The organism is Variovorax nivicola (genome assembly GCF_051216475.1).
Taxonomy (GTDB): Bacteria; Pseudomonadota; Gammaproteobacteria; order Burkholderiales; family Burkholderiaceae_C; genus Variovorax.
Map to the genome: position 1 here is coordinate 1324625 of NZ_JBPJZK010000001.1, position 25561 is coordinate 1350185.

28 protein-coding genes are annotated in these 25561 nt (G+C 67.4%); 6 read left to right on the top strand and 22 right to left on the bottom strand.

Annotated elements, in window-relative coordinates; genetic code table 11:
* Nucleotides 1-40: 40 nt before the first annotated feature.
* Nucleotides 41-448, bottom strand: coding sequence for a hypothetical protein (locus tag ACSFBF_RS06255; protein ID WP_435465463.1), 408 nt, complete (start codon nt 446-448; stop codon nt 41-43).
* A gap of 217 nt (nt 449-665) precedes the next feature.
* Complete coding sequence (locus ACSFBF_RS06260) at nt 666-950, bottom strand: hypothetical protein (RefSeq protein WP_435465464.1); 285 nt, start codon at nt 948-950, stop codon at nt 666-668.
* A 60-nt stretch (nt 951-1010) separates the two neighbouring features.
* On the opposite strand from ACSFBF_RS06260, the gene ACSFBF_RS06265 reads away from it, so the two are divergent.
* Nucleotides 1011-1706: a hypothetical protein gene (locus tag ACSFBF_RS06265; RefSeq protein ID WP_435465465.1), complete on the top strand. Its 696-nt coding sequence runs from the start codon at nt 1011-1013 to the stop codon at nt 1704-1706.
* Here the strand turns inward: ACSFBF_RS06265 and ACSFBF_RS06270 are convergent.
* The 14 genes from ACSFBF_RS06270 to ACSFBF_RS06335 form a co-directional block, all read right to left on the bottom strand.
* Nucleotides 1661-1930 (bottom strand): hypothetical protein, encoded by a 270-nt coding sequence (locus tag ACSFBF_RS06270; protein WP_435465466.1) that lies wholly within the window; start codon nt 1928-1930, stop codon nt 1661-1663. The two genes, ACSFBF_RS06265 and ACSFBF_RS06270, sit on opposite strands and share 46 nt — an antisense overlap.
* Before the next feature lie 285 nt (nt 1931-2215).
* Nucleotides 2216-2485 carry a hypothetical protein gene (locus ACSFBF_RS06275; protein WP_435465467.1) on the bottom strand — a complete coding sequence of 90 codons (270 nt, stop codon included), beginning with the start codon at nt 2483-2485 and terminating at the stop codon, nt 2216-2218.
* A gap of 94 nt (nt 2486-2579) precedes the next feature.
* The gene (locus ACSFBF_RS06280; RefSeq protein WP_435465468.1) at nt 2580-3527 is read right to left on the bottom strand and encodes a cupin domain-containing protein; all 948 of its coding nucleotides are present in this window, start codon (nt 3525-3527) and stop codon (nt 2580-2582) included.
* Nucleotides 3524-4804, bottom strand: a complete 1281-nt coding sequence (locus tag ACSFBF_RS06285) for a Zn-dependent hydrolase (protein ID WP_435465469.1) — start codon at nt 4802-4804, stop codon at nt 3524-3526. The genes ACSFBF_RS06280 and ACSFBF_RS06285 overlap by 4 nt, the downstream gene beginning before the upstream one ends.
* Nucleotides 4804-5685, bottom strand: a complete 882-nt coding sequence (locus ACSFBF_RS06290; RefSeq protein WP_435458157.1) for an alpha/beta fold hydrolase — start codon at nt 5683-5685, stop codon at nt 4804-4806. The genes ACSFBF_RS06285 and ACSFBF_RS06290 overlap by 1 nt, the downstream gene beginning before the upstream one ends.
* Before the next feature lie 13 nt (nt 5686-5698).
* On the bottom strand, nt 5699-6874 hold the full coding sequence (locus ACSFBF_RS06295) for a pyridoxal phosphate-dependent aminotransferase (protein ID WP_435465470.1): 1176 nt from the start codon (nt 6872-6874) through the stop codon (nt 5699-5701).
* Nucleotides 6871-7704, bottom strand: coding sequence for an SDR family oxidoreductase (locus ACSFBF_RS06300; protein ID WP_093176710.1), 834 nt, complete (start codon nt 7702-7704; stop codon nt 6871-6873). Before ACSFBF_RS06300 ends, ACSFBF_RS06295 begins: the two co-directional genes overlap by 4 nt.
* A 55-nt stretch (nt 7705-7759) precedes the next feature.
* Complete coding sequence (locus ACSFBF_RS06305) at nt 7760-8497, bottom strand: GntR family transcriptional regulator (RefSeq protein ID WP_435465471.1); 738 nt, start codon at nt 8495-8497, stop codon at nt 7760-7762.
* 74 nt (nt 8498-8571) lie between these two features.
* A complete protein-coding gene (locus ACSFBF_RS06310; RefSeq protein ID WP_435465472.1) occupies nt 8572-9411 on the bottom strand; it encodes a TauD/TfdA dioxygenase family protein in 840 nt (279 codons plus the stop codon).
* Between the two features lie 43 nt (nt 9412-9454).
* Nucleotides 9455-10225 carry a class II aldolase/adducin family protein gene (locus ACSFBF_RS06315; RefSeq protein WP_435465473.1) on the bottom strand — a complete coding sequence of 257 codons (771 nt, stop codon included), beginning with the start codon at nt 10223-10225 and terminating at the stop codon, nt 9455-9457.
* Complete coding sequence (locus ACSFBF_RS06320; protein ID WP_435465474.1) at nt 10225-11007, bottom strand: ABC transporter permease; 783 nt, start codon at nt 11005-11007, stop codon at nt 10225-10227. The genes ACSFBF_RS06315 and ACSFBF_RS06320 overlap by 1 nt, the downstream gene beginning before the upstream one ends.
* Nucleotides 10986-11744 carry an ABC transporter permease gene (locus ACSFBF_RS06325; RefSeq protein ID WP_435465475.1) on the bottom strand — a complete coding sequence of 253 codons (759 nt, stop codon included), beginning with the start codon at nt 11742-11744 and terminating at the stop codon, nt 10986-10988. The genes ACSFBF_RS06320 and ACSFBF_RS06325 overlap by 22 nt, the downstream gene beginning before the upstream one ends.
* Entirely contained in the window at nt 11741-12592 is an 852-nt protein-coding gene (locus tag ACSFBF_RS06330) for an ABC transporter ATP-binding protein (RefSeq protein ID WP_435465476.1), read from the bottom strand. The genes ACSFBF_RS06325 and ACSFBF_RS06330 overlap by 4 nt, the downstream gene beginning before the upstream one ends.
* An 11-nt stretch (nt 12593-12603) precedes the next feature.
* The gene (locus tag ACSFBF_RS06335; protein ID WP_435465477.1) at nt 12604-13611 is read right to left on the bottom strand and encodes an ABC transporter substrate-binding protein; all 1008 of its coding nucleotides are present in this window, start codon (nt 13609-13611) and stop codon (nt 12604-12606) included.
* Nucleotides 13612-13749: 138 nt separating this feature from the next.
* Here ACSFBF_RS06335 and ACSFBF_RS06340 point away from each other — a divergent pair, with 138 nt between their 5' ends.
* Complete coding sequence (locus ACSFBF_RS06340; RefSeq protein WP_435465478.1) at nt 13750-15192, top strand: amidase family protein; 1443 nt, start codon at nt 13750-13752, stop codon at nt 15190-15192.
* Between the two features lie 79 nt (nt 15193-15271).
* Nucleotides 15272-15574, top strand: a complete 303-nt coding sequence (locus tag ACSFBF_RS06345; RefSeq protein WP_093052060.1) for a hypothetical protein — start codon at nt 15272-15274, stop codon at nt 15572-15574.
* On the opposite strand, the gene ACSFBF_RS06350 is transcribed toward ACSFBF_RS06345, so the two are convergent.
* The 6 genes from ACSFBF_RS06350 to ACSFBF_RS06375 are packed head-to-tail and all read right to left on the bottom strand — an operon-like array spanning nt 15504 to nt 22110.
* Nucleotides 15504-16292 carry an ABC transporter ATP-binding protein gene (locus tag ACSFBF_RS06350; RefSeq protein WP_435465479.1) on the bottom strand — a complete coding sequence of 263 codons (789 nt, stop codon included), beginning with the start codon at nt 16290-16292 and terminating at the stop codon, nt 15504-15506. The two genes, ACSFBF_RS06345 and ACSFBF_RS06350, sit on opposite strands and share 71 nt — an antisense overlap.
* Complete coding sequence (locus ACSFBF_RS06355) at nt 16285-18096, bottom strand: branched-chain amino acid ABC transporter ATP-binding protein/permease (RefSeq protein WP_435465480.1); 1812 nt, start codon at nt 18094-18096, stop codon at nt 16285-16287. Before ACSFBF_RS06355 ends, ACSFBF_RS06350 begins: the two co-directional genes overlap by 8 nt.
* On the bottom strand, nt 18093-18953 hold the full coding sequence (locus tag ACSFBF_RS06360; protein ID WP_435465481.1) for a branched-chain amino acid ABC transporter permease: 861 nt from the start codon (nt 18951-18953) through the stop codon (nt 18093-18095). The genes ACSFBF_RS06355 and ACSFBF_RS06360 overlap by 4 nt, the downstream gene beginning before the upstream one ends.
* The gene (locus ACSFBF_RS06365) at nt 18953-20185 is read right to left on the bottom strand and encodes an amino acid ABC transporter substrate-binding protein (protein WP_435465482.1); all 1233 of its coding nucleotides are present in this window, start codon (nt 20183-20185) and stop codon (nt 18953-18955) included. Before ACSFBF_RS06365 ends, ACSFBF_RS06360 begins: the two co-directional genes overlap by 1 nt.
* A gap of 54 nt (nt 20186-20239) precedes the next feature.
* Nucleotides 20240-21094: a fumarylacetoacetate hydrolase family protein gene (locus tag ACSFBF_RS06370; RefSeq protein ID WP_435465483.1), complete on the bottom strand. Its 855-nt coding sequence runs from the start codon at nt 21092-21094 to the stop codon at nt 20240-20242.
* Between the two features lie 38 nt (nt 21095-21132).
* Nucleotides 21133-22110: a VOC family protein gene (locus ACSFBF_RS06375; protein WP_435465484.1), complete on the bottom strand. Its 978-nt coding sequence runs from the start codon at nt 22108-22110 to the stop codon at nt 21133-21135.
* 157 nt (nt 22111-22267) lie between these two features.
* Between ACSFBF_RS06375 and ACSFBF_RS06380 the strand changes: the two genes are divergently transcribed.
* The 3 genes from ACSFBF_RS06380 to ACSFBF_RS06390 all read left to right on the top strand — a co-directional run bounded on the left by ACSFBF_RS06380 (nt 22268) and on the right by ACSFBF_RS06390 (nt 25551).
* Nucleotides 22268-22936: a GntR family transcriptional regulator gene (locus ACSFBF_RS06380; protein ID WP_435465485.1), complete on the top strand. Its 669-nt coding sequence runs from the start codon at nt 22268-22270 to the stop codon at nt 22934-22936.
* Nucleotides 22937-23009: 73 nt separating this feature from the next.
* The gene (locus ACSFBF_RS06385; RefSeq protein WP_435465486.1) at nt 23010-24167 is read left to right on the top strand and encodes a DSD1 family PLP-dependent enzyme; all 1158 of its coding nucleotides are present in this window, start codon (nt 23010-23012) and stop codon (nt 24165-24167) included.
* A 124-nt stretch (nt 24168-24291) separates the two neighbouring features.
* A complete protein-coding gene (locus tag ACSFBF_RS06390) occupies nt 24292-25551 on the top strand; it encodes an acyl-CoA dehydrogenase family protein (protein WP_435465487.1) in 1260 nt (419 codons plus the stop codon).
* Nucleotides 25552-25561: the final 10 nt, after the last annotated feature.

The window sequence follows — 25561 nt, forward strand, 5'->3', positions numbered from 1 at the left end:
CACCTTCCGCGCAACCTGCAGGCGCGGCCGTCAGCGCGGCTCAGATCGGCCGCACGTCGAAGAACGCTTCGTCGGTGTCTCCCAGGTCGCGAAAGCCCGCGGTGCGTGCGGCGTCGTAGGCCTTGGCCCAGCGCTTGGCCATCGCGATCTCCGCCTTCGACAGATCGCTTTCGCTCGATTCGCTCGCGTTCTGGAATGCGCGCAGCGCCTCGACCACATCGGCGCCCAGCTGCCGGTCGATCTCGCGCCGGAAGCGCTGCTCGGCGACCTTCACGGCATCGGCTGCCGGATGCGGGTAGTCGGCTAGCCGCACGGCGTACGTGACACGCGCCTCGACCTCGACGTCTTCGAACTGGAATGGCTCCTCGCGATCTTCTTGCGGCAACGGCAACGGCAACGGCAACGGTGGCGACAGCGACGGCACCGGCACGTGTTGCGGCAATGCCATGGGCAATGCTGTTGCCACAGCCCGCGGGAAGAAAAGCTCAAACTGGTTCATGGTTCATCGCCCCCCAGCGCGTACCGCGCTGACCAAGGCTTGCGGCCAAAGACTGGATGAATATACAGTCTTTTGCTGTTGTTAACCAGTCTGCGGCTGGTTGAGCAGTCGATTCAGCGACCGTCGTGTGTTCGGTTGCACCGCCGCGGCGACCAAATGGGGGCGATCAGTCGGGCTTCTTTGAAGGCAAGTCGCCCTCACGCAGCTTGCGGCCCACCCACATCATTCCCGTCGCGTAGTCGGCAGCCCCGACCTGGATGCCGCCCACAGTTCGCAGCGCACCGGTGCCGTCGTCGGTGGCCGGCCCTTCGCCGGTGTATTCGCCTGGCACCAGCACCCGTCCGTCTTTCAGGAAATCGGCGATGCGCAGTTCGCGCATGGCGCGGCCCCAGTGCCATTGCTTCTTGATGTCGTAGCTGCTGGTCTTCTTCGGTGGGTTGGTTTTCTTCATATCATTTCGGCCGCATCAAAAACTGCCGCCGAGCATAGCCCTGCCCGGCACCACGCCCCCATGAAGAACCGTTCAGCGACCCCGTGGAAGAAGAGCCGAACCTTCGGCGACATCTATGGCGGGCGCATGCGTCGCCGGCTCACCGACAACATCTTTGCCCGCGCCCACTCGCTTCAACGGCCGGCGCCGGGTCAGGCGTTGCCTCTGCTCATTCAGGACAATCCGTCGCGCGAGTTCTTCTTTCCCGTGTCGGTAGAGGAATGTGCGGCCGCGTTGCGTGCGCTCCCCGTCGACCATGGCAAGGGCGTCACGCATATCTGGCTTCGCCGCAGGCCGATGCGCATGACCGGGCCCAACGCGCCGCTGGCACAGTTCATCTACGGCAGCGGCGTGCGCGTCATCGTTCTCTATCCCTGGCGGGTGGATGGACGCTTGTACGTCGGCCGCAAGAAGCCGAAGCCCCAGCATGTAGCGCCTTATGTGCGCTACGGCGCCAAGGTTGTCAGCGACCAAGGCCGCTGGCATGTCGACTTTTCACAAGCCGATCTCAGGCGCTTCTACATCGAGCACCTGTTCTGCCACGAGGTCGGCCACCATGTCGACTGGTACACGAGGCACTGGAGCGGCGCAAACGCCCGCCAGACCGAAGAGTTCGCAGACCAATACGCCGTGCAGTGGGCCTCGGACGCCAGCGTTGTCGTTTCCGCGCCCTACTCGGCGCAAGGCCTGGCCACGCCCCCCGGCACCGACGGCTGAAGCTTCACCGGCTCGGTTGCTTCCCCTGCCTCCACATAGTTGAGGTCAACAGGGTGAACAATTGCCGCCGCGAACTCGCCGTCGAATTTGACCAGGACGTGTTCCCCGCTGGCACCGGTGATGACACCGAATTTGCCGTTGAGCTCGACACGGCTTCCGCGTCGCGCGGGCACTTTGAAACGCACACGGATGTAGGGCAACCCTACCCGGAAATACTCGACCATTTGATTCCCCGACTTTCTTGTGGCTCGCATCAGCGGCTGTCTTGACAGGACACGCCCACCGACCGCGACACCTGCGACATGCAGTGCTGCACTGTCTCCGCATGGCCACGGGGAAACGTGTCGGTCAGAGCCTACGCTTGCTGACAGCCATTGGACATCCGCCAATTGGCTAACACCACCCATGTTTGTGGGTTCCGTCAATCGGCATAGGCGCGCAGGTGAGCGCGGATTTCGGCGCGACGGACTTCTGCGCGCCGACAGCGAAAAACTCGGGGGGATGCGCCGCTAGTCGAGCTCGCCGACAGCGTCGTCTTCTTCAGCGAACGCCGATTCGTCGACCTCTTCGCGCGGGCCGACGTTCAGGTCTTCCGACAGGCCGCGCAGCACGGCGTAGCCCGCCTGCAACGCCTCGGCGTAGGTATGAAAGCCCTTGGCTGCTTCCATCAGCGGCTCGAACTCCATCGAGTTGTCGAAGGACTCCAGCAGCACCCAGAAATAGTCGCCCTCGTCGTGTTGATCCACTGTCAGGGCGATGGAGATAAGTTGACCAGCCATTCGCGCATGGTGGCGCGCCCAAATGACAATCCGAAGAAGCGGATGTGAACGTTCGGCTTCTACGTTGTCTTCCCTGCCGGCCAGCGCTCACCGGTCAGCCGGCGGCCTCCAGAAACTCGAAGCCCATAGTCCGTGCGTGATAGTGCAGCCCGCCGTCCTGCACGATGAGGAAGAGCGCGCCGCGCGGGCCCGCGTTGTGGTGCGAATGCGGCGCACCGGGTGGCGTGACCAGCGTGGACCACGGCGCCCACGGGCACACCGCATCGCCCACCACCGAATGGCAGCCCTCGCCCTGCACCACCAGCGTGATGGCGGCGGAGTTGTGGCGGTGCGTACGCTGGTGCGTGCCCGGCTCGAGCGTGTTGAAGCTCAATGTCAGCGTGGGCGTGAGGTTGCGCGCGGCCGCCTGCCGGTCGGACGAGAAAATCAGCGCGCGGCCCGAGGTCTCGTCGCTCGTGCCGCTCGAGAAAATCAGCGCGAACTGGCGCTCGATCTCCGCGGCCGAATAGTGCACGGCGTCGATGGTTGCCTTGGCCACGGGCGCCGGCTGCGCTCGTTCAAAAGCCAGCTGCGGCTCGTTGCCGACGGTCCACAGCAGCACGCCCTCGGCGCCCGCTTCGAGCCGATAGCCCGGCGCGCCGGGCAGCAGGAACACATCGCCCGTGCCAAAGGTCAACCTGTCGACCGCACCCGTCAGGCTGCCGCTGCCGGAAATCACGTACCAGACCGAACCGGTGGCGCACACGTCCAGCGGCAGCAGCGCATCGCGGGCGGCAATGCGCACGTAGCGCGCGAGCATCAGCGGCGTGGTGGCCGGAAAGCCACAGCCCAGCACCCGCGACTGGTCGCAGTCGAACATGCCGTAGCGCCCTTCCTGCGGTGGCGCAAAAAGCCGCGCGGGCACCTCGGGCAGCTTCACGTTGAAGGCGTTGCCGGAATTGAAAAAGCGCGCCCTGGCCTGCGCGACGCTGGCCGGCGCGCGCGGATGCTGCATCGGCAGATCGGCCATGTCGACGACGGTGGCGATGTCAGCGGCAGTCATGCTCCGCTCCTCACATAGGGCAGCAGCACGCGCAGCAGCACGTTCGCGCCGGCCGCCACGTGCGCGGGCTCCGCCCACTCGTGTTCCGCATGGCTCACGCCGTCGCGGCAGGGAATGAAGATCATCGCGCTTGGGCACAGCGGCGCCATGTGGCGCGCGTCGTGGCCGGCAGCCGAAAGAATCGGCATGTGCGGCTGTCCGATGCGCTCGGCGGCTTGCGCAATCGCCTGCTGCAACGCGGGATCGAAGCCGTTGGACGGGGCATCGACCAGGGGCGTCACGCTCGCCTGGCACGGCCCGGCAAGCGACTCGCACAGCGCGGCCAGCCGCTGCCCCAGATGTTCGAGCACCGCATTGTCGGGATGCCGCAGGTCGATGCGCATCGTCACCCGCTCGGGCACCACCGAGGGCGCGTTCGGCTCGACCTGCAGCCGGCCGATGGTGAATTTCACCGCGTCGTCGTGGCCGCCGATCTCGGCATAGAGCGCCGTGGCGATGCGCGTGAAGGCGGCGAGCGCATCGCGCCGCTCGACCATCGCGAGCGTGCCGGCGTGACCGCGCTCGCCCTCGACCACGACGTCGAATGTCTTCTTGCCCTGGATACCGGTAACGACGCCAATCACGCACTCCTGCGCTTCCAGCATCGGCCCCTGCTCGATGTGCGCCTCTACATACGCTGCCACCGGAAAGCCCAGCGGCCGCCACCGCAGCGCCGGGAACGCAGCGTGCAAACCATCGAGCGCATCGGCGACAGAGATGCCATCGGCATCGCGCACCGCGCGCACGGCCTCGAGGCTGCGCACGCCGGCAAAGGCTTCCGAGCCCATCATGCCGGGCGCAAAGCGCGAGCCCTCTTCGTTCATCCACGCCACACAGACGACGTCCACCGGCGGATGCACGCCACGCGCGGCCAGCGTGGTCAGCACTTCCAGCGCAGCCACCACGCCGTACACGCCGTCGAAGCGCCCGCCACCGGGCTGGCTGTCGAGATGGCTGCCCGCGAGCACGGGCGGTGCGTCGCGGTCGATGCCCGGCAGCGCGATGAAGAGATTGCCGGCCGCATCGGTCGAAGGCTCCAGCCCGGCCGACAGCGCCCAGTCGATCATCATGCGCCACGACGCGATCTCTTCCGCGCTCAGCGCCTGCCGGTCTACGCCGCCGCCCGGCGTAGCACCGATGCGGGCGAGCACCATGAGCCGGTCCCACAGGCGGTCGGCATCGATGCGCCAGATGCCCTGCTCTCCGGCGACTTCTTCGGTGGCGGTTTCGGTGGTCATCAGTCGGTCTTCATGATCTGGCTTGGCAGCGCACGCGGATCGCGCGGCTTCCACTGGCCGGCCTCGACCTGGGCAAAGAACTCGGCCAGCAAGGCGTTGAACGCGGCGGGCTCTTCCAGGTTGAGCGTGTGGCCGGTCTTTGGCATCACGGCGAGGCCGCAGGCCGGCACGGTCTTCTTGAGGAAGATGCCGGGCTGCAGGCAATGGTCGTCCTCGTCGCCGACCACCACGAGCGAGGGCACGTTCATCACGCGCAGATCGCTCTCCAGGTCGTAGATCGACGGGCGCCGCGCCTGCACGCCGCGCATGGTGTTGGCTGCGCCGAGGGCATCGTGCTCGCCCAGCCAGGTCGCAAACTCCTGCCAGCCGCGCGGGTCCTTGTTCTGGAACTGCACGCGGCTTGCGCCCAGCGAATAGGTGCGCGCGAATTTCTCCGAGCCCTGCGCTTCGAACTGTTTGGCCACTTCGAGCGAAACGCCGCGGAAGTACTCCTCGTGCTCCTTCTCCGCGCCATAGCCCGCGCCGGCAATCACAAGAGATGAAGCGCGCTTCGCATGGCGAAGGCCGAAGTGCAGCGTCGCGAAGCCGCCCATCGACAGGCCCACGATGTGTGCGCGCTCCAGTTCCAGCGCATTCATCACCGCGGCGATGTCGTCGGCCGCGGTGGCTTGCGAATAGCGCTCCATGTCGGCCGGCACGTCCGATGGCGGATAACCGCGCGCGCCGAAGGTCACGCACTGGTGGCGCCGCGCGAAGTAGCGCATCTGCGGCTCCCAGCTGCGGTGGTCACCGCCGAACTCGTGCACGAACACGATCGGCGTGCCGCTACCAGCGGTCTCGTAGTAGAGGCGAACGCCGTCGGGGGTGGTGGCGAAACTCATCGTCGGCCTTTCTTCAGAAAAGGGCCGCCGTGGCCGGCAGGCTGCGCGCACGCTCGACCGCCTGCGGCAGCACGTCGCACAGCGCCTGCGCCCAGGCCTTCGGCACGGTGGTGGAGATCTTCACGAAGCGATGTCCGAAGCGCGGCGTGTGATACGTGCCCTGCCGCACCATGATGTCGTGCTCGCCCAGCGCGGTAACCAGCGCCTCGGGCGTCACGCCCGCCTTGCTGCACTCGACCACGATGAAGTTGGCCTGCGACGGGAACACCGGCACCTCGAAGCCCGGCAGCCTGGCGAAGGCATCGACGATCATTTGCTGGTTCTCGCGCTGCCGCGCGACCACTTCGGCCATCCATTCGTCCTTCACAGCCAGGCCCGCGATGGCCGCGCGCTGCGCCAGCACGCTTGCACCCAGCGGCGCCTGCGAATGCGGCAGGATTCGCGCGAGCAGTTCGGGCGAGGCCACCAGTGCGCCGAGGCGCAGGCCCGCGAGGCCAAGCCACTTCGAGAAACTCACGATGGTCACGGTGCCTTCCGGATAGAAGCGCGAAGCCAGCGTGTGGCTGTCGGCAAAGTCGCGGTAAGTGCAGTCGTGGATGAGGATGGCGCCGATCTCTCTCGCACGGTCCGCGAAGGCACGGATCTCGTCTTCGGTGTAGGTGGTGCCCAGCGGGTTGTTCGGGTCCACGAGATAGATGACGGTGGTGTTCCCGTCGGTCGACGCGGCCAGTGCCTCTGCCGACAGCTTGAAGCCGTACTCCGGCCCGTAGATCGGAATCTCGGTGATCACCGAGCAGGCCTTGGCGGCAAACTGCAGCGGCCATTTCCAGCCCGGGTCGGTGGTCACGAAGCCCTTGCCCGCCACGCAGAACGCACGGCAGGCCAGCGCCAGCGCGGACACCGCGCCGTCGGTCACCACGGCCGACTGGTCCGGCACGCCCAGGTCGGCAACGATGGCCGAGCGCAGCGCTTCCATGCCCAGCGGTGGCGCGTAGGCGTGAAAGCTCTCGTCGTCGATGGCATCGTGCAGCGCCTTTCGCACGGCCGGGTGCAGCGGAAAGTGGTTGGTGTTCTGGCCCAGCCACATCAGGTCGGGGTTGGTGAACAGGCGGTCGAAATACTGGTTGCGGGTTTCGGCGTCGCTCGTCACGGCCGGCACTGCAGCGGCGGGGTTCAGCGCTGCGTTCATGCCGCGAGCCTCCGGGCCTGTTCGGCCTCGACCACTTTCTTGCTGGTCTTGATGATCGAGCCACGCGCCGCGATGCCGCCGTCGATGGTCACCACCGTGCCGGTGATGTAGCCCGCACGCGGCGAAGCCAGGAACACCATCAGCTCGGCCACCTCTTCCGGCGTGGCCGGGCGGCCACCGGGGTAGTTGTCGAACAGCTCTTCCCAGCGGCCTTCATCGCCATGGGTGTCGAAGGCGCGGCGCTTCATGAGCTTGACCATGCGGTCGGTCGCCACGGGGCCGGGGTTCACGCCCACCACGCGGATGCCGTCGTCCAGGCTCACGCCGCCCAGGGCGCGCGTGAAGGCCATCACTGCCGCATTGCCGGTAGAGCCGGCGATGTAGTTGGCGTCCCAGTTCTCGCCGGAGTTGCCGATGTCGTTCACGATCACGCCGCCACCCGCAGCCTTCATGCGCGCGTAGTAGATCTGGCTGAGCTCCATGTAGCCCAGCACCTTGAGCTGGAAGCCCCGGCGCACCACGGCAAAGTCGAGCGATTCGATGGGGCCGGCGGGAATGTCGCCCGCGTTGTTCACGAGGATATCGACGTGCCCCACTGCTTCGGCCAGCTGCGCCATCGCGCCGGGCGCGGCCAGGTCCATCGGGTGGATGCGCACGTTGATCGGGTAGATCTTCTCGATCTCTTCCTTGGCGGCCGCCAGGGCGGCGCCGTCGCGCGCGGCCAGTTGCAGGTGGCAGCCTTCGGCCGCGAACGAATGGGCGGCCGCAAGGCCGATGCCCTTGGAGGCGCCGGTGATGAGTACGGTCTTGCCTTCGAGTTCGAGTTTCATGGAGTGATGTCCTGGGGATGCGATCAGGAAAAAGGGTGGCGTTGAAAGAAGAGGCTCAGGCAGCGCCGTTGTCCTGCTCGGACAGCGCGGCGATCAGATCGACAATGTCGTCCTCGAGCAGGCTCACGTGGTCGATGGCGGCGTTGAACGCGGCGCCCGGGTCGTTGCGCCGGATGGCGTCGAGGATGGCGCCGTGCTCGCCGATGGTGGCGGTCATGCGGCCGGGCTGGAAGGTCACGTAGCGGCGGTACACGCGCACGCGCTTGCGCAGCGCGCGCGTCTGCTCGGCCAGGTAATGCGTGTTGGAGGCTTCGTAGAGCGCATCGTGAAAGTCCTGGTTCACGTCGTAGAAGCGCGAGTGGTCGCCCGAGGCGAGGATGCTCGTCAGCTCGTCGTGCAACTGGCTCATGCGCTGCTTCTGCGCCTCGGTGGCGCGGCGCGCGGCGAACTTGGCGCACAGGCCTTCCATCACCGCCATCATCTGGAACATCTCGATGAGCATGGGCAGCGAGATGCGCGCCACGCACACTCCCCCTTGGCGGCTGCGCAGGTCGACAAGGCCGGTGGCGGCCAGCGCCTTGAGCGCCTCGCGCACCGGCGTGCGCGACACCTTGAAGCGTTCGGCGAGTTCGGCCTCGTCGAGCCGCGCGCCGGGCTTCATGACGCCGCTGACGATCAGGTCTTCGAGCGTGTCCTTCAGCTCGTCGGACAGCGTGGCGCCCTTGCCGCGCTGGCGCTCGCGTCCGCGCAGCACCGGAGGTTCCGCTGCCGTCTCGGGTTCGTTCGGTTCCATGTTCTTGCCTTCCTTGTTGTGCTTGTCTTGGTCGGTTTTCTTCAAACGCGGGGCCTGCCTGGCGGGTGGAAATGTCAGAACGGGCGGTCGCCGGCCACGGTGGTGCGATGCATCACGCGGCGGTACACGTTGTCGTCGTACGGCGTGGCGCGGTGCATGGTGCAGCGGTTGTCCCACACCAGCAGATCGCCCGCGAGCCACTTGTGGCGGTAGCTGAACTCCGGCGAGATGGCGTGCGCGTTCAGCTCGGCCAGCAGCGCGGTGCTCTCCTCGGCGGGCAGGCCATCGATGTGCTTGACCACGTCTTCGCCCACGTAGAGCGAGAGGCGGCCGGTTTCGGGGTGCGTGCGCACCAGCGGGTGCACCACGTCGGGCGTGGCCGCCAACTGCTCGGGCGTGAGCGGGTTGCGGTCGGCAAAAGCCTTGCCGTAGTAGTTGGCGTAGCTGTGCGTGGCCGTCATGGGGCGGATGCGCGCCTTCATGTCGTCGCCCAGTGCTTCGTAGGCTGCGTGCATCGAGGCGAAGAAGGTGTCGCCTTCCACCGGCGGCACTTCGAGCGCGTAGAGCAGCGCGCCCATCGAGGGCTCGGCCTTGTACGAGAGGTCGGAGTGCCAGTTCCAGCCCTCCTTGTGGTTGCCGATGGGCTTGCCGTTTTCCGACACGTTCGACAGCACGTAGACCTCGGGGTGCTCCTTCTTCAGGAACTGCGTGAGCACGTGGCCCAGCAGCGGGCCGAAGCGGCGCGAGAAGGCCACGTGCTGCGATTCGTTGATGCTCTGGCCGCGAAACAGCAGCACGGAACGCTGGTTGAGCGTGTCGCGCAGCACCGCGAAGTCGGCATCGCTCACGGGCTCGCGCAGGTCGATGCCTTTGACTTCGGTGCCGATGAAGGAGGTGAGGTTCTCGAGTTGCATGGTCGAAATGTGTCTCTGGGATTGAAGAGGAAAGTGCCGACGCTCAAAGCCGGTAGTCGGGCTGGGTGCGCTCCAGCATGCGCAGGAACGCAGGCCATTCGCGCGTGCCGGGCGGCAGGATGTCGCCGGCGAATTCGGTGAACTGGCGTGCGGCCAGATCGCTCACTTCGGGCTGCGGGTACACCAGCGATTCGCCGGGCGCCACACCGCCCTGCGCGAGCAGCTGCACCTTGGCCGCCTTCTCGAAGTAGTACATGAGGATGAAGGCCTCCGGGATGGTGCGGCCCACTGTCAGGATGCCGTGGTTGCGCAGCACCAGCGTGTGGTGCGGGCCCAGGTCGCGCACCAGCCGCTCGCGCTCGCCGGTTTCCAGCGCCACGCCTTCGTAGTCGTGGAAGGCGGTGTGGCCCTGGTAGCGCATCGCGAACTGGCTCAGCGGCGAAAGGCCGTTCGGCATGGCGGCGATGGCGGTGCCGGCCTCGGAGTGGGTGTGCAGCACGCACAGGGCATCGGGGCGCCCTGCATGGATCGCGCTGTGGATCACGAAGCCGGCCTGGTTGACCTCGGCGTCCGTGTCGTCCACCTTGTTGCCGTCGAGGTCGATCTTCACCAGCGACGAAGCCGTCACTTCGGAAAACAGCAGCCCGTAGGGGTTGATGAGGAAGTGATGCTCCGGCCCCGGCACGCGTGCCGAGATGTGGTTGTAGATCAGGTCGTCCATGCCGAAGTGCGCCACCAGCCGATAGCAGGCGGCGAGCTGCACGCGCAGCTCGGCTTCGGTGTCGGGGTACGCCGCGGGATTCGTCTTTGCCATCAACGCCACCAAACCAGCTTCTGGTCGATCCACACGAGCAGGCCGTAGAAGACCATGCTCGCGATCGATGCAACGAGCACCGCCGACCACACGCTCAGCAGATCGACCTGCTGTGTCGATTCATAGATCATTCGCCCCAGGCCCGCATAGGCACCCAGCATCTCGCCGACGATCGCGACGATCATGCTGCGCGGCACGCCGATGCGCAGGGCGGTGACCACCGACGGCATCGCCACCGGCAGGCGCAGGCGCCACACGATCTTCAGCTGCCCCGCCCCGAAGCTGCGCATCAGGTTCACCGCCGCGATGTCGGCCTGCTTCAGGCCGTGCAGCGCGTTCACCAGCATGGTGAAGCCAACGGCCAGCGCCACCAGCGCGATCTTCGAAGCGGCGCCGAGGCCAAACCAGATCAGGAACAGCGGCGCATAAGCCACGGTCGGCACGGCGTTCACCGCAACCGCCAGCGGCATCACGATGCGCTCCAGCGGCGGCGCCAGCAGCAGCACCACAGCCAGCAACAACCCGAGCAGGCTGCCCAATGCATAGCCGCCGAGCGCCTCGCCCAGCGTGGCCAGCAACGCGCTCATCAAGCGCCCCGTGTCGGTGAACGCATGCTGCACGATCGTGCCAAGGCTGGGCAGCACGAACGGCGGAATCCTGAAGAGCAATATCGCACCCTCCCACACCGCGAGCAGCACGACGATGCCCAGCACCACCGGCACGACGGGCGATTCCATCAGCTTTCGCTGCGCGGAAGCCATCAGCTTTCGCTGCGCCACCATACGAGCCTCCTTTCCACGAAGGTGAGCAGCCCGTAGAGCAGCGCACCCATCAGCCCGCAGGCAAACATCACCACCCACAGGCGCACCACGAGATCGGCGTTCATCGCCTCCATGAGCATCACGCCCAGGCCCACGGTTTCGCCGAACCATTCGCCCACCACCGAGCCGATCAGGCTCAGGCCGATGGCCACGCGCAGCCCGACCATGATCTGCGGCAGCGCCGAAGGCACGGCCAGCTTGAAGAACATCACGAAGCGGTTGGCGCCGAAGCTCTTCATCAGCGCAATGCGCTGCGGGTCGCACGACTTCAGCCCGCGCAGCGTGTTCACCGTGACGGGAAAGAAGGTCAGGAAGAACGCCGTCATCACCTTGGCCAGCAGCGAGTTGCCGAACCAGATGACGATGAGTGCGCCGAAGGCCACCACCGGCACCGTCTGCGACACCACGAACAGCGGGAACACCGAGCGCTCCATCCAGCGCGAATAGGTGAACACCGTGCCGCAGGCGCAGCCGAACAGCGCACCCATCGCGAAGCCGAGCACGGTTTCGAGCAGCGTGCGGCCGAAGCCGCGCGCAAGCTGCGGCCACACCGACCACGCGTCCTGCGCGATGGCACTCAACGCCGGCAGATAGCGCGGCGATGGTGCGAAGGCGTGCACGCAGAGTTCCCACACCAGCGCCAGGCCCACGAAGGCCAGCGCGGGCGAGCGCACTGCGCGCTGCAAGAGGGCGTTCACGAAGCGGTGCCCTCCTGCGCGAAGGTCTTGCGGCTTTCTTCCTCGATCTCGGCCAGCAGGTGCTGCTTGATGCGGATGAACTCGGGCGTCAGCACGATCGACGGGTCGCGTGGGCGCGGCAGGTCGATCACGGTCTCGCTCTTCACCGTGCCGGGGCGCGCGCTCATCACCAGCACGCGGTCGCCCAGCACGATGGCCTCGTCGATGTCGTGCGTGATGAAGAGCACCGTGCGCCAGTGGCGCGCCCAGATGTCGAGCAGCCAGTGCTGCATGCGGCTGCGCGTGAGCGCGTCGAGCGCGCCGAAGGGTTCGTCGAGCAGCATCAGGTCGCGCTCGAACAAGAAGGTGCGCATCAGCGCCACGCGCTGGCGCATGCCGCCCGAGAGCTGGTGCGGATAGTGTTTGTCGAAGCCTGCCAGGCCGAACTCGGGCAGCATGGCGCGGGCCCGTTCGCGCGCTTCCTTGCGCGGCACGCCTTCCACCTCGAGCGCGAGGATGGCGTTGTCGAGCACGGTGCGCCACGGAAACAGCAGGTCGCGCTGCGGCATGAACGACACCTTGCCGAGAAGCTGGCCGTCGCGCTGCGGGGTGCCGCCGAACAGCAGCGAACCGTCGTCGTCAGGCGGCAGCAGGCCCGCGATCATGTTGAAAAGGGTCGACTTGCCGCAACCCGAGGGGCCCACGAGCGTGACGAACTCGCCTTTCGCGATCCGCAGGTTGACGCCCGACACCGCGACGGTCTGTGCCTGCGCTTCGCCGAAGCGCTTCCACACGTTGACCAGTTCGAGCATGGGCGGCGCCGTGTCGCTCACGGCGGGCGGCATCACTTCGTGAGGCATGAACTTCATGGCGCTGCGGCTCAGAACTTCTTGTCGCCGGCCGGCACCTGGTTCCAGAAGCTGGCGTCGTAGGCCTTCGACAGGTCGGCCGGCGCCTTCAGCGCCTTGTAGCCGACGAGCTGCGCCTGCATTTTCTCCACCGTGGGCAGGTCGATGGCGAGGATGCCGTCGGTGGTGCCCTTGCCGGCCTTCACGAGTTTTTCGAACTCATCGAGCATGGCTTCCTGGTGCGCGCGGTTCAGGCTGGGGGCGGCGGCCATGACGATGTCGATGGCTTCCTTCTTGTTCTGCAGCGCGTACTTCCAGCCCTTGATGGTGGCGGTCAGGAAGGCCTGCACCTGCTGCGGCTTCTCGTTGCGGTACTTCTCCGAGACGAGCACGGTGTCTTGCTGCACGACCACGCCGTAGTCGTCGGGCTTGATGAGCGTGAGCTTGTCGCCCAGGCCCTGCTCCTTCAGCGTGTTGAGTTCGTTGTAGTAGGTGGCAGCGGCCACGTCGAACTGCTTCTCGACGAAGGGCGCCATGGAGCCCGACTGGGGAACGATGGTGAGGTCGCTCTGCTTCACGCCGGCCGAGGCGAGCATCGAGTACAGCGTGTACTGCGTGCCGGTGAACCAGGTCGCGACCTTCTTGCCCGCGAAGTCCTTCACCTTGGTGATGCCGGAATCCTTGTAGGCCACGTACGTGAAGGGCGTGTTCTGCACGGTCACGCCGATGCAGACCAGCGGCAGGCCTTTTTCGCGGGCGAGCAGCACGGTCTCGGTGCCGCCGGCAAGGCCGAAGGTGTCGTTGCCCGAAGCGACCAGCGTCTCGACGTTGAGGTTCGGGCCGCCCGGGTTGATCGTCAGGTCGAGACCGCCCTGGTCATAGAAGCCCTTGGCCTTGGCCACATAGAAGCCGGCGAACTGCGCCTGCGCCAGCCACTTGAGGCGCAGCGAGACCTTCTCGGCAGCAGACGCGGGCATGCCCGCCAGAAGAGCCATCGACGCTGCGACGGCGGCCAGGATACGCAAGGACTTGAAAGACATTGGATGGCCTCATGGATACAAAAAACTCTCAAAGCAGTATTCATGCCATGCAATTTCAGGCTGTTTTCTGGCGCCGGAAGTGCGAATTGGCCCAAAACATGCACCGGACTGCAGCTTCCGCCCCCACTTCGAGCCTTCATGAACCGAATCCATGCGCTGGCCGATCTTTCCGCCCGCGAGGCCGCCGGGCAGATGGCGCGCGGCGAACTGCGCGCCACCGACTACGCGCAGGCGCTGCTGGAACGCGCCGGCGCCATCGCACCCTTCGGCGCCCTGCTCCACCTGGACCCTGCGGCGCTCCACGCAGCCGCTGCCGCGCTCGACGCGGCACCGCGCCCCGTGCCGGGAACGCTGCCTCTATATGGCGTGCCGCTGGCCTTCAAAGACAACATCGACGTCGCCGGCATGCCGACCACGGCCGGCAGCCCGTGGATGGCGGACCACCGGCCGCGCATGCACGCCGGCGTAGCACAACGGCTGATTGACGCAGGCGCGCTAGTGCTCGGCAAGACGAACCTGCATGAGTGGTCGCAGGGCGTTACCGGCAACAACCATGGCTTCGGGCCGTCGCGCAATCCGTTCGACGCCACGCGCGTCACGGGCGGCTCCAGCGGCGGCAACGCGGCGCTGCTGGGTCTGCGCGCCGCGCCGGTGGCCATCGGCACCGACACGGGCGGCTCGGTACGCGTGCCTGCCGCGCTGTGCGGACTGGTGGGTTTCCGGCCGACGGTGCACCGCTGGCCGGACGAAGGGCTGGTGCCGATATCGCCAACCTTCGACACCGCCGGCGTCATGGCGCGCTGCGTGGACGATTGCGTGCTGGTCGACCACGCAATCGCCGGCGGGCCGCTGCGAATTGCTCCGACACCGCTCACAGGCGTGCGCCTCGGCGTGCCCGAGGCCTACTTCTGGGAAGAGGTCGATCCGCCCGTGGCCGAGCTGGCCCGCGAGCGCCTCGAGCTGCTGCGCGCAGCCGGTGCCGTGCTGGTGCCTTGCGACCTCGCCGAAGCCGGTGCGTTGTTTCAAGAGGGATCGATGACGATCTCGCTGCACGAGATCCTGCCCGCGCTGGCCGCCTACTTCGCGCGGCACGACCGCCTCTTCGACGCGCGCGCGCTCACCGACGCGGTGGTCAGCCCCGACGTGCGCCCGCTGTTCGAACGCCTCTTCGGCGCGGCGGCCATCACGCCCGAGGCCTACGCCCACGCGCTGCACACCCTGCGCCCGCGCATGCAGGCGGCGTACCGCAATTGCTTCGCGCGGCACGACCTGGCCGCCCTCGTCTTCCCGACCAGCCCGCTGACCGCCGCGCGCCTCGGCGAAGACGTGGAGGTAACGCTGTGCGGCCGTCCCATCTCGGCTTTTTCGGCCTACATCCGCAACACCGGCCCGGCCGGCATGGCGGGCCTGCCGGCGGTGAGCCTGCCGATGGGCCTCACCTCCAACGGCCTGCCCGCCGGGCTGGAATTGACCGGCGCACAAGGCTCCGACACGGCGCTGCTGGCACTGGCGCTCGGCATCGAAGCCGCGCTGCCCGAAGCACCAATCGCCCCAAGCGTGCAGAAGTTGGCAAGCCACTGAACACGGCGTCGCCAAAACACTACGCCCCTTCGCGTAACAGGCCTTCACGGCTTGATGCGGGATCGGCGATGCTCAAGGCATGCCCGCAAATTCACGACCGCCTCAACGCCCCGGATGGCGCGCCGCCGCACTGATCTACACGATCACCGGCGCCGTCTGCATCCTGGCCTGCGCTGTCGTGCCCGACAGCGAGGCCGGCATGCTGGTTGCCATCGCTGGCGGGCTGCCGTGGTCGCTGAGCCTGCTGACGCTCGACCTCTCGCCCGGCGTGGCGAACACGGCGCTGATGATGCTGGCCGGCAGCTGGGCGATCAATGCCGCGCTGCTGTGGTGGCTGGCGCTGCGGCGGCCCGGGCACCATGGGCCGTCGCACCCGGCGTAGCGCCACCTTCAGCATCCAGCCCCAGGTAGGCGCGCCGCAGCTCCGGACGCGCCATCAGTTCTTCCGGCCGGCCCAGCGCGACGATGCGCCCTTCTTCCAGCACCGCAGCGCGCTCGGCCAAGTCGAGCGCCATGCCCACGTTCTGCTCCACCAGCAGCACCGCGATGCCGTCGGCATGAATGCGCCGGATGGCGGTGAACATGTCGAGCACGATGCTCGGCGCCAGCCCCAGCGAAGGCTCATCGAGCAGCAGCAGCTTGGGGCGCGCCATCAACGCGCGGCCGATGGCCACCATCTGCTGCTGGCCACCTGAGAGCGAGCCGGCCGGCTGCTCCAGCTTTTCCGTCAGCGCGGGGAACAGCGTGCAGACGTGCTCCATCGAGCGCGCGCGCTCCAGCCGTGCCGCGCGCAGGTAGCTGCCGAGTTCCAGGTTCTCGCGCACCGTCATCTCGGTGAACAGGCGCCGCCCCTCGGGCACCAGCGCGATGCCCTGTGCGCAGAAGCGATGCGGCGCCAGGCGCGAGATGTCCTGCCCCTCGAAGCGCATGCGCCCGGCGCTGATGCGGTGCAGCCCCGCCACCGCATTGATGAGCGTGCTCTTGCCCGCGCTGTTCGGCCCGACGATGCACAGCAGCTCGCCCTTGCCGATGGAAAGCGACACATCCCACAGCGCAGTGGCCTGCCCGTAGGCGACGCGGATGGATTCGAGTTCAAGCATGGGCCAACTCCCTTTCTGCATTCGCCGCGGATGACGCCGCAGCAGGCGCGGCGGGCGCCTCCGCCTCCATGGCCTGGCCCAGGTAGGCCGACACCACTTCGGGCCGCTGCATCACGTCATGCGGCGCGCCTTCGGCCAGCACCTCGCCGCGGTTGAACACCACGATGCGGTCGCACAGCGCCATCACCGCGCGCATCACGTGCTCGACGAAGACGATGGTGGCGCCCTGGTCGCGAATGCGGCGGATCAGCGCCACGGCCTCGTCGATTTCCGATGGCGTGAGGCCCGACAGCACCTCGTCGAGCATCAGCACCTGCGGCCGCGAGGCCAGTGCGCGCGCGAACTCCAGGAACTTGCGCTGGTGCAGGTTCAGGTCCGCCGGCAAGGCGTGCGCACGCTCGGTAAGCCCGGTGAAGGCCAGCCACTGCCACGCCTCGGCTTCCGCCGTCTGACGGTCGAGTGCGGCAGCGCCGAACATCGCGGGCAGCGCCACGTTCTCCAGCACCGTGAGGTGGGCAAAGGGACGCGGGATCTGGTACGTGCGCGCGATGCCGCCCTGCGCGATGCGGTGCGCCGGCACGCCCGAGATGCGCCGGCCCTCGAACTCGATGACCCCGGCGGTCACCGCATAGTGGCCACTCGCGACGTTGATGAAGGTCGACTTGCCCGAGCCATTGGGCCCGAGCAGGCCGAGGATCTCGCCGCGTCGCACTTCGAGGCTCACACCGCGCAGCGCGTGCACGCCCTTGAAAGACTTGCGCACGCCCTCGGCGCGCAGCAGCACTTCGCCGGTGATGCCGGCGGGCTTCTGCACTTCATCAGCCACGGCCACATGGACCGGCGCGGACGAAGCAGCAGGCGCACCGCGCCGCGCGTTCCACCACTTCAGCGCCTGCCCCAGCAAGCCTTCCGGCATGAAAAGGATCACCACGATCAGCACCAGCCCCGTCAGGCCCTTGCCGATGATCGCGCTGTCGCCGCCCGTGAAGGCATAGAGCAGCAGCGTGATCGCCGTCGCACCGACGATGGGCCCGGCCCAGTGGCGCGTGCCGCCGAGCACCGACATCAGCACCACCGTGAGCGGCATCGCGATGGTGAAGGTGTCGCCCGTGGTCACGTACGACACGAAGAGCGCATGCACGCCGCCCACCACGCCCGCCAGCCCGCACGAGAGCGCGAAGGCGCCGAGCTTGAAGCGGTACGTGGGCACGCCCATCACCTCGGCCACGTCCTCGTCGTCATGAATGGCGAACAGCCCGGTGCCGAAGCGCGAGTGGTACACGGCGAGCGACGCCAGCACCGTCAGCACTGCTACGCCCAGGGCCAGCAGATAGAAGGTGCCCGAGGCCGTCGGCCCGATCTGCGGCACCGCCACGGCGCTCATGTACACGCCGGGGCCGCCATCGATGGGCGTGTTGAGGATGATGGTCGCCACCACGAAGGTGGCGGCCAGCGTCAGCAGCGAGAACAGCTCGGCGCGCACTGCCTGCACGCGGAACGCCACGGCGCCCAGCAGCGTGCCGAACAGCGCAGCCACCACGGCGGCGGCCGGCAGCGTCCAGAGAAACGGAATGTCGAAACGCGTCGCCAGCGTGGCCGTGGTGTACATGCCGATGCCGAAAAACGCGCCATGCCCGAACGAGAAATACCCCGAGTAGCCCGACAGCAGGTTCCACGAAGTGGCCAGCGCCACCCAATGCAGCACCAGGTACAGGATCGATTCGTAGAACGCCGGCAGCCCGAGCCACGGCACCACAGCCAGCCCCGCGCCGGCCGCAAGAATCAGCAGGAACGAGCGCTTCATGCCACCCTCCCCGGCCGCACCAGCAGCACGAACATCAAGAGCGAGAACGACACCAGCGGCGCCCACGACGGCGCAGTGACCGTCATGGTCACGGCCTCGGTCACGCCGATGATGCAACCCGCGATCAGCGGCCCGAGCGGGCGGCCGAGCCCACCCAGCATCACGGCCGCGAACACCACGCCGATCCACGCATAGATCTGCGAGGGCGACAGCGTGTACGCCAGAGCAATGCACACGCCCGCCACGCCGGCCAGCGCCGCGTTGAGGCCCGAGAGCATCAGCGCCAGCGCGTTCTGATTCACACCGAAGGCCGCGGCGATAGGTGCGTCTTCGGCGGCGGCGCGCATCGCCTTGCCCAGGTCGGTGCGGCGCAGCGCGAACCACACCGCCAGCGAGATGCCCACGCCAAGCACCAGCGTGATGAGCTCGGGCACCGGCAGGTAGAGCGGGCCGATCTGCAGCTTGTGCTCCGCATAGCTCGATTCGAGCTTGCGGTAGTCGGCCGTCCAGGTCCACTGCAGCAGCGCCTCGATGATCACCGTGATGCCGAAGGTGACGAGCAGCGAGTTGAAGGGGCTCACGCGAAAGCGCGTCAGCACCCAATGCAGCGCCACGCCCAGCACGAAGAACAGCGGCACGATCACCACCAGCGTGAGCAGCGGATCGACACCGCGATGGCTCGACAGTTCGTACGTGAGGTAGGCGCCGAGAAAGGCGAGCGCGAAGTGCGCGAGGTTGATCTGCCGCAGCATCCCCCACGACAGGCTGAGGCCGAGCCCCAGCAGGCCGTAGAGCGCCCCGGTGAACAGGCCCGCCAGGATCGACTGGGCCAGCAGCGTGGCACTGGGGAAGCTCATCAGCTGGTTACTCCCCGCGTCTGCAGCTTCGCGCCGGGGGCAGCCCACTCCTTCGGCCACACCACCACCCACTTGCCGTTCTGCACCTGCTTCACCTTGCCGAGGTCGTCGCCGAAGTTGCCGCGCTCGTTGAAGCGCAACTTGCCCTGGATGGTGTCGACCTTGTTGGCGCGCAGCCAGGTGGCCATGGCCTTGTCGTCGATGCCCTTGGTGGCGACCACGGCGGCCTCGATGATCTGCCAGGCCGAGAACGACGCGGCGGCCTGCGTTTCCACCGCCGTGTCGGGCATGCCGGCCTTGGCCGCGCGCTCGCGGTAGACCTTCACGAACTCGGCGGCCGTCGGGTTGTCGGTGAACGGCGGATGGTCTTCGAAGATGGTGGTGGCCAGCGCGCCGTTGGCCTCTGGCGCCTTGAGCATCGGCGCGGGCGCGGGCACGTGATAGAAGTGATGCAGCGGTGCGTAGTCGATCTTCTTCATCGCGTCGAGCAGCTGGTTGCCCTCCAGGCCGATGGCGCCGTTCCAGATGAAGTCGGGGTTGGCCTCCTTCAGCCGGCCAGCGATGGGGCCGAAGTCGCGATTGCCGAAGTCCCACTCGAGGAACAGCACCTCCTTCAGGCCGCGCTGCTTTGCCACCTCGCGCGCGCCCAGCGCAACGAAATGCACCGAAGGGAACTTGCTGGTGACGATGGCGATGGTCTTCGGCGGCTTGGGCGAAGTGGCCAGCGCGTCCATCACCGTCGCGGGCATGGTCTTCTCGGGGTCGGGGCCGAGCGACCACGCCGGGAACTGCTGGTCGTACTTGGCCAGGCTCGGAATGCCAAAGGTGTGGTGCACCAGCGTCTTGTTGTAGCGCTGGGCCACGCCCATGGCGGAAAGAATCGCGCCCGTGGCATACGGGCCGATGAGCAGATCGACCTTGTCGGCCGTCACGAGCTGCTCGTACAGCGTGCGCGCGAGGTCGGGCTTGGACTGGTCGTCCTTCAGCACCCACTCCACCGGCCGGCCCAGCAGGCCCCCGCGCTGGTTGAGCGACTCCACGTAGATCTCGCCCGTGAGCTTGTGCACGAGCCCCGTGGCCGAGAGCGGCCCGGTGAGCGCCAGCGTGCCGCCCACGCGGATGGGCTTGCCCGAGGGCTGCTGCGCGGCGGCAGCGCTGCTGAACAGCGCGCCGGTGCCGAGAGCACCGAAAGCGCTGGCGGCCGCGACGAAGGAACGACGATCGATGCTCATTTTTTGTCTCCGTAATTGTTTTGGTCAGCGCGGCCTTGGTGCTGCTGCCGCCGCTCAGTCCCCGTCGACGACGGGGTTCGAAAGAAGGCCGACGCCTTCGATCTCCACTTCGCACACGTCGCCAGCCTTCATGAAGATCTGCGGCTTGCGCGCCAGGCCCACGCCCGAGGGCGTGCCGGCGATGATGATGTCGCCCGGCTGCAGCGCGAAGGGCTCGGAGCACACCGACACCAGCGTGGCAACGTCGAAGATCATGTCGCGCGTGTTGGCGTCTTGGAGCACGGTGCCGTTCAGGCGCGTCTGCAGCTTCAGGCCGGTGGCGCCCGCGGGCAGCTCGTCGGCGGTGACGAACTCGGGGCCGAAGGAGCCCGAGCGGTCGAAGTTCTTGCCCATCATCCATTGCGCGGACTTGAACTGGTAGTCGCGAATGGAGCCGTCGTTGAACACCGAATAGCCCGCCACGTGGTTCAGCGCATCGCCCTTCTTGATGTAGCGCCCGGCCTTGCCGATGACCACCAGCAACTCGCCTTCGTAGTCGAACTGCGTGGACACGTGCGGGCGCACGATCGGTTGCTTGTGGCCCACCCATGACGACGGGAAGCGATGGAACAGCACCGGGTAGGTCGGCGGGTCGAACTTGCTTTCGGCCGCGTGGTCGATGTAGTTGAGGCCCACGGCAATGGCCTTGGAGGGCGACTGCACCGGCGGCAGCCAGTCGATGTCGGACAGCGGCAGGCGCGTGCGGGCCGAGTCGCCGGCCTTCTTCGCGGCGGCCAGGGCTTCGGGGCCGGCGCGCAGAAGTTCGTCGAGCGTGGCGGGCAGGCCTGCGGCTGTGAGGTCGACGACCTCCTGGCCGAGGCGCAGGCCGAGGACCGGCTTGCCGTTGTGGTGGAAGGCGAGGAGACGCATGAAGATTCCTTGTGGTTCGGGTGCGATGGAAAAAGGTCTCAGGCCTTGGCGGCCTCGACCTCGAAATTGGTGACGAAGTCCTCGGGCACCTTGGGGCCCCAGGCGTAGAAGGAGTCTTCGGGCGGGTGGTCGGCGGAGCGCCAGTCGAAGTCGCCGGGCACGAAGTCCATGTCGCAGGAGTACTCCGAGTAGCTGCCCCACGGGTCGCGCACGTAGTGGAAGTAGTTCGAGCCCAGCACGTGGCGCCCCACGCCCCAGCCGCGCACATGGCCGGCGGCGTACATCTGCTCCATGCCCCGGCCGACTTCGTCGATGTTCGCGACGTCCCAGCTCAGGTGGTGCAGGCCCGGGCCGTTCGAATGCGCCATCGCGATCAGGTGGTGGTCGCTGCCGTGCGCGCCGTGCATGAACACGATGAGATCGCCCGAGCGGTCGGTAACGCGCAGGCCCAGCGCGTCTTCGTAGAAGCGCAAGGCCTCTGGCACCTTGGCGCAGAACATCAGGATGTGCGAGAGCCGGCGCGGATGCACCTTCGGAATGCGCGCGCGGTTCGGCGATGCCCCCGTGCCCACGGGTGGGCGCGGCGCAACGACAGGCTCGCTGCCCGCGTCCGGCGCGCTCTTGGCGGCCACGACGACCTGCACTGGAAAGCCATCCGGGTGAAGCACCCACAGGCCGCGGTCGTCGCCCAGCGGATGCGGCGAGCAGCGCGGCACGCCCAGGCGCTCGATGCGCGCGGCGATGGCGTCGAAGTCTTCCGCGAAGCAGGCGAAACGCAGGTACTGCAGCTTCTTCACCCCGGACGCCTGGTACAGCGAACCCCAGGCGTGCGGGTGGCCTGCGGTGTACAGGTCGAGCCGGTTGCCCTCTCTTCGGGGCTGTAACCCGAAGGCGTCGTAGAAGCGCGTGGCCTCGTCGAGGTCGGGCACGGTGAAGACGAAGGCGTCGAGCGAATGAACGCTGTGCAACGCCGCGCGCTCGGGGCTTTTCTGGGTGCGAAGCTGGATATCGGCCATGTCGTATGTCTCCAATCGGCTATCCATGTTGGAACAAATAATATATTCTTTCGACATTAGTCTATTGTTTGTCGATCCATGGATCATTAGGGTTAACAAGTAACATCAGGCCGTTTTTCGCGGTGACGGGAGTGCAATGAACGAAAAAACGAAGGGCATGAGCCAGACACGACAGGTGTTCACCGAGCTGCGCACGGCCATCGTGGGCGGGCGGTTGCTGCCGGGCTCGAAGCTCAACATCGCCGCGCTGGCCGAAGAGCTGGACGTGAGCGCCGGCGCGGTGCGCGAAGGCCTCGCCATGCTGGAAGCCGAGGCGCTGGTGGTGTCGGAGCCGGCGCGCGGCTACCGCGTGAGCCCCATCTCGGCGACCGACCTCGAAGAGTTGGTGAAGGCGCGCATCGAGATCGAGAAGCTGTGCCTGGCCGAAGCCATCCGCCACGGCGACCTCGCCTGGGAAGGCAGCGTGGTCTCGGCGCACCACCGCCTCTCGCGGCTGGCCGAGCGCGACGCGGCCATGCCCACGATGCTGAGCGCCGAATGGACGGCGAGCCACGCGGAGTTCCACAACGCGCTGGTGGCGGGCTGCCCGAACGGCTGGCTGCTGCGCATGCACCAGATGCTCTACCAGCAGAGCGAACGCTACCGGCAGCTGTCGGCACCGCTGTCGAAGCAGGCGCGGGACGTGGGGGCCGAACACCAGGCGCTGCTCGATGCGGTGCTCAACCGAGACATCCAGGCGGCGCAGACGCTGATCGCCGAGCACCTGCAGACCACCGGGCGCCTGTTGATGGCGGCGCTGAAGGCGAGCCCGCCAGCCGACAGATAGGAGGCAGGCGTTTCGGTGCGATCATCTCGCCCCGATCTCCTCCACAAAGCGCCTCCACGAAGGCTTTTCCCCGATGCCCCAAGACCTGCTGCAAGTCAACGCGCCGCTGATCGGCGTTCCCGGCGGACGCCATCTTCTAGACACGCCCGCCCTGCTGATCGACCTGCCCGCGATGACGCGCAACATCGAACGAATGGCTGCCTTTGCCAAGGCCCGCGGCGTGAACCTGCGCCCGCACGTGAAGACGCACAAGTCGGTCGAGATCGCACGGCGCCAGGTGGCGGCCGGCGCCATCGGCGTGAGCTGCGTCACGCTGGGCGAGGCGGAGGTGATGGTCCAGGGCGGCATTCCGGGCGTGCTCATCACCTCGCCCGCTGTCACGCCCAGCAAGATTGCGCGGCTCATCAAGCTGGCGCAGCGTGCGCGTCCGGGCGACGTGATGGTGGTGGTCGACAACCCGCAGAACCTGGCCGACCTGGCACGCGCCGCGAGCGAGCTCACGCACCCGCTCGACGTGCTGGTGGACTACGGCGCGGGCTACAACCGCACCGGCGCCGCCACGCAGGCAAAGGTGCTCGAGCTGGCGGCGCTGGCAGCCGCCGAGCCGCGCCTGCGGCTGCGCGGGCTGCAGTCGTACGCGGGCAACCTGCAGCACATCGTGTCGCGTGAAGAGCGCAGCGCGGCGGCGGCCGGCCTGCGCGAAACCGTGGCAGGCATCGTCGCGGCGGCAAAGCGGCAGGGCCTGAACTTCGACATCGTGACGGGCGCGGGCACCGGCACGCACGACCTCGACTCGCAGGAGAACGCGTTCACCGAACTGCAGGCGGGCTCGTATGTGTTCATGGACGCCGAATACACGAGCGTGCTGGCCAGCGGCGAACAACCCTCGCCCTTCGATGTCTCGCTGTTCGTGCAGACGGCGGTGGTCAGCACGAATGCGCCCGACTGGGTGACGGTGGACGGCGGCACCAAGTGCTTCTCGACCGACAGCGGCGTGCCGCTGGTGGCCAAGGGCGCCGACGCGTCGAGCCGCTACGCCTTCTTCGGCGATGAGCACGGCAAGCTGATGCTGCCCCCGGGCTCGCAGGCGCAACGGCCCGCGCTGGGCGCGCGCGTGGAGTTCATCACCCCGCACTGCGACCCGACGGTCAATCTACATGACGCGTACCACGTGGTCGAAGGCGGCACGCTGGTCGCCATCTGGCCGGTGGACGCGCGCGGCCGGCGGTAAGGGATAGGAACGGGCGGCATAAGAAAACTCGAAAAGCGTATTTCACAAGCTCCCCGCCGCGGGGGACAGTCGGGCGCCTGTTTCTCTCTCTTTCCGGGCGCCCTTCCAGGGGCGCCCCGCCTCCATGGAATCCATCCAAGCAACGACGCGGCCCGCAACGTACGCCCCGGGCACGCAAGTGCCCTCCTCGCAGCAGCTCGCAGCCCGCTTCCGCCCCGTTTTCCAGCGCATCGCCGAGCATGCGGCGCAGCGCGAGAACGAACGCAAGCTCGCCTACGAACCCGTGGCCTGGCTCAACGCAGAGCGCTTCGGCGCGCTGCGCGTTCCGCTCGAACACGGCGGCTTGGGCGGCTCGGTCGAGCAGCTCTACGACCTGCTGATCGAACTCGGCGAGGCCGACTCCAACCTGCCGCAGATCCTGCGCGCGCACTTCGGCTTCATCGAGCGGCTGTTCGCGGAGATCGACCCGGCCTTGCACGGCCCGTGGATGCGCCTCGCGGCCGAGGGCGTGATCTTCGGCAATGCCACCACCGAGCTTGGCGAAGGCCCGCTCGGGACGCTGCAGACCACGCTGAAGCGCGACGGCGACGCGTGGCGGCTCGATGGCGACAAGTACTACAGCACCGGCACGCTGTACGCCGACTGGATCTCGGTTTCAGCCCAGCGCCTGAACGACGACGGCAGCAGCGACCGCGTGATTGCGCTCGTGCCGGCCGAAGCGCAGGGCGTGGAGCGCGTGGACGACTGGCGCGGCTTCGGCCAGCGGCTGAGCGCATCGGGCACCACGCGCTTTCGCAACGTGCGGGTGAAGGCAGAGAACGTGCTGCTGTACGTGCGCGACCAGCCCACGCCGCTGACCGCGCATTTCCAGCTCACGCACCTCGCCACGCTGGCGGGCATTGCGCGCGCCATCGTGCGCGACGCCGTGGCCTTCGTGCAGCCGCGCAAACGCGTCTACAGCCACGGCAGCGGCGACACGCCGCGCGAAGACCCACTGGTGCAGCAGGTCATCGGCCAGCTCGCGAGCACAGCCTTCGTCGCGACCTCGACCGTGCAGGCCGTGGCGCGCGGGCTGGGCGAAGTCGACCGCTTCCGCCAGCGCGGCGAAGCCGTGCCCGAGAGCCTGCTGTTCGAGGTGGAGCTGAACACCGCCAAGGCGCAGGCCGGCATCGTCGACGCGGTGCTGCAGGCGGGCACGCGGCTGTTCGACATCGGCGGCGCCTCGGCACTGCAGGAAGATCGGCGGCTCGACCGGCACTGGCGCAATGCGCGCACGCTGGCTTCGCACAACCCGACCATCTACAAGGGGCGCGTGGTGGGCGACTACCTGCTCAACGGGGCAAGGCCGACTTTCTATTGGGCGGTGGGAAGCAGCAGCGCTTAAAGTCGCGGGT

Bases quoted from the DNA above. Each gene is read 5' to 3' on its own strand.
- ACSFBF_RS06255 (WP_435465463.1), bottom strand. From the start codon at position 448: ATGGCATTGCCGCAACACGTGCCGGTGCCGTCGCTGTCGCCACCGTTG.
- ACSFBF_RS06260 (WP_435465464.1), bottom strand. From the start codon at position 950: ATGAAGAAAACCAACCCACCGAAGAAGACCAGCAGCTACGACATCAAG.
- ACSFBF_RS06265 (WP_435465465.1), top strand. From the start codon at position 1,011: ATGAAGAACCGTTCAGCGACCCCGTGGAAGAAGAGCCGAACCTTCGGC.
- ACSFBF_RS06270 (WP_435465466.1), bottom strand. From the start codon at position 1,930: ATGGTCGAGTATTTCCGGGTAGGGTTGCCCTACATCCGTGTGCGTTTC.
- ACSFBF_RS06275 (WP_435465467.1), bottom strand. From the start codon at position 2,485: ATGGCTGGTCAACTTATCTCCATCGCCCTGACAGTGGATCAACACGAC.
- ACSFBF_RS06280 (WP_435465468.1), bottom strand. From the start codon at position 3,527: ATGACTGCCGCTGACATCGCCACCGTCGTCGACATGGCCGATCTGCCG.
- ACSFBF_RS06285 (WP_435465469.1), bottom strand. From the start codon at position 4,804: ATGACCACCGAAACCGCCACCGAAGAAGTCGCCGGAGAGCAGGGCATC.
- ACSFBF_RS06290 (WP_435458157.1), bottom strand. From the start codon at position 5,685: ATGAGTTTCGCCACCACCCCCGACGGCGTTCGCCTCTACTACGAGACC.
- ACSFBF_RS06295 (WP_435465470.1), bottom strand. From the start codon at position 6,874: ATGAACGCAGCGCTGAACCCCGCCGCTGCAGTGCCGGCCGTGACGAGC.
- ACSFBF_RS06300 (WP_093176710.1), bottom strand. From the start codon at position 7,704: ATGAAACTCGAACTCGAAGGCAAGACCGTACTCATCACCGGCGCCTCC.
- ACSFBF_RS06305 (WP_435465471.1), bottom strand. From the start codon at position 8,497: ATGGAACCGAACGAACCCGAGACGGCAGCGGAACCTCCGGTGCTGCGC.
- ACSFBF_RS06310 (WP_435465472.1), bottom strand. From the start codon at position 9,411: ATGCAACTCGAGAACCTCACCTCCTTCATCGGCACCGAAGTCAAAGGC.
- ACSFBF_RS06315 (WP_435465473.1), bottom strand. From the start codon at position 10,225: ATGGCAAAGACGAATCCCGCGGCGTACCCCGACACCGAAGCCGAGCTG.
- ACSFBF_RS06320 (WP_435465474.1), bottom strand. From the start codon at position 11,007: ATGGTGGCGCAGCGAAAGCTGATGGCTTCCGCGCAGCGAAAGCTGATG.
- ACSFBF_RS06330 (WP_435465476.1), bottom strand. From the start codon at position 12,592: ATGAAGTTCATGCCTCACGAAGTGATGCCGCCCGCCGTGAGCGACACG.
- ACSFBF_RS06335 (WP_435465477.1), bottom strand. From the start codon at position 13,611: ATGTCTTTCAAGTCCTTGCGTATCCTGGCCGCCGTCGCAGCGTCGATG.
- ACSFBF_RS06340 (WP_435465478.1), top strand. From the start codon at position 13,750: ATGAACCGAATCCATGCGCTGGCCGATCTTTCCGCCCGCGAGGCCGCC.
- ACSFBF_RS06345 (WP_093052060.1), top strand. From the start codon at position 15,272: ATGCCCGCAAATTCACGACCGCCTCAACGCCCCGGATGGCGCGCCGCC.
- ACSFBF_RS06350 (WP_435465479.1), bottom strand. From the start codon at position 16,292: ATGCTTGAACTCGAATCCATCCGCGTCGCCTACGGGCAGGCCACTGCG.
- ACSFBF_RS06355 (WP_435465480.1), bottom strand. From the start codon at position 18,096: ATGAAGCGCTCGTTCCTGCTGATTCTTGCGGCCGGCGCGGGGCTGGCT.
- ACSFBF_RS06360 (WP_435465481.1), bottom strand. From the start codon at position 18,953: ATGAGCTTCCCCAGTGCCACGCTGCTGGCCCAGTCGATCCTGGCGGGC.
- ACSFBF_RS06365 (WP_435465482.1), bottom strand. From the start codon at position 20,185: ATGAGCATCGATCGTCGTTCCTTCGTCGCGGCCGCCAGCGCTTTCGGT.
- ACSFBF_RS06370 (WP_435465483.1), bottom strand. From the start codon at position 21,094: ATGCGTCTCCTCGCCTTCCACCACAACGGCAAGCCGGTCCTCGGCCTG.
- ACSFBF_RS06375 (WP_435465484.1), bottom strand. From the start codon at position 22,110: ATGGCCGATATCCAGCTTCGCACCCAGAAAAGCCCCGAGCGCGCGGCG.
- ACSFBF_RS06380 (WP_435465485.1), top strand. From the start codon at position 22,268: ATGAGCCAGACACGACAGGTGTTCACCGAGCTGCGCACGGCCATCGTG.
- ACSFBF_RS06385 (WP_435465486.1), top strand. From the start codon at position 23,010: ATGCCCCAAGACCTGCTGCAAGTCAACGCGCCGCTGATCGGCGTTCCC.
- ACSFBF_RS06390 (WP_435465487.1), top strand. From the start codon at position 24,292: ATGGAATCCATCCAAGCAACGACGCGGCCCGCAACGTACGCCCCGGGC.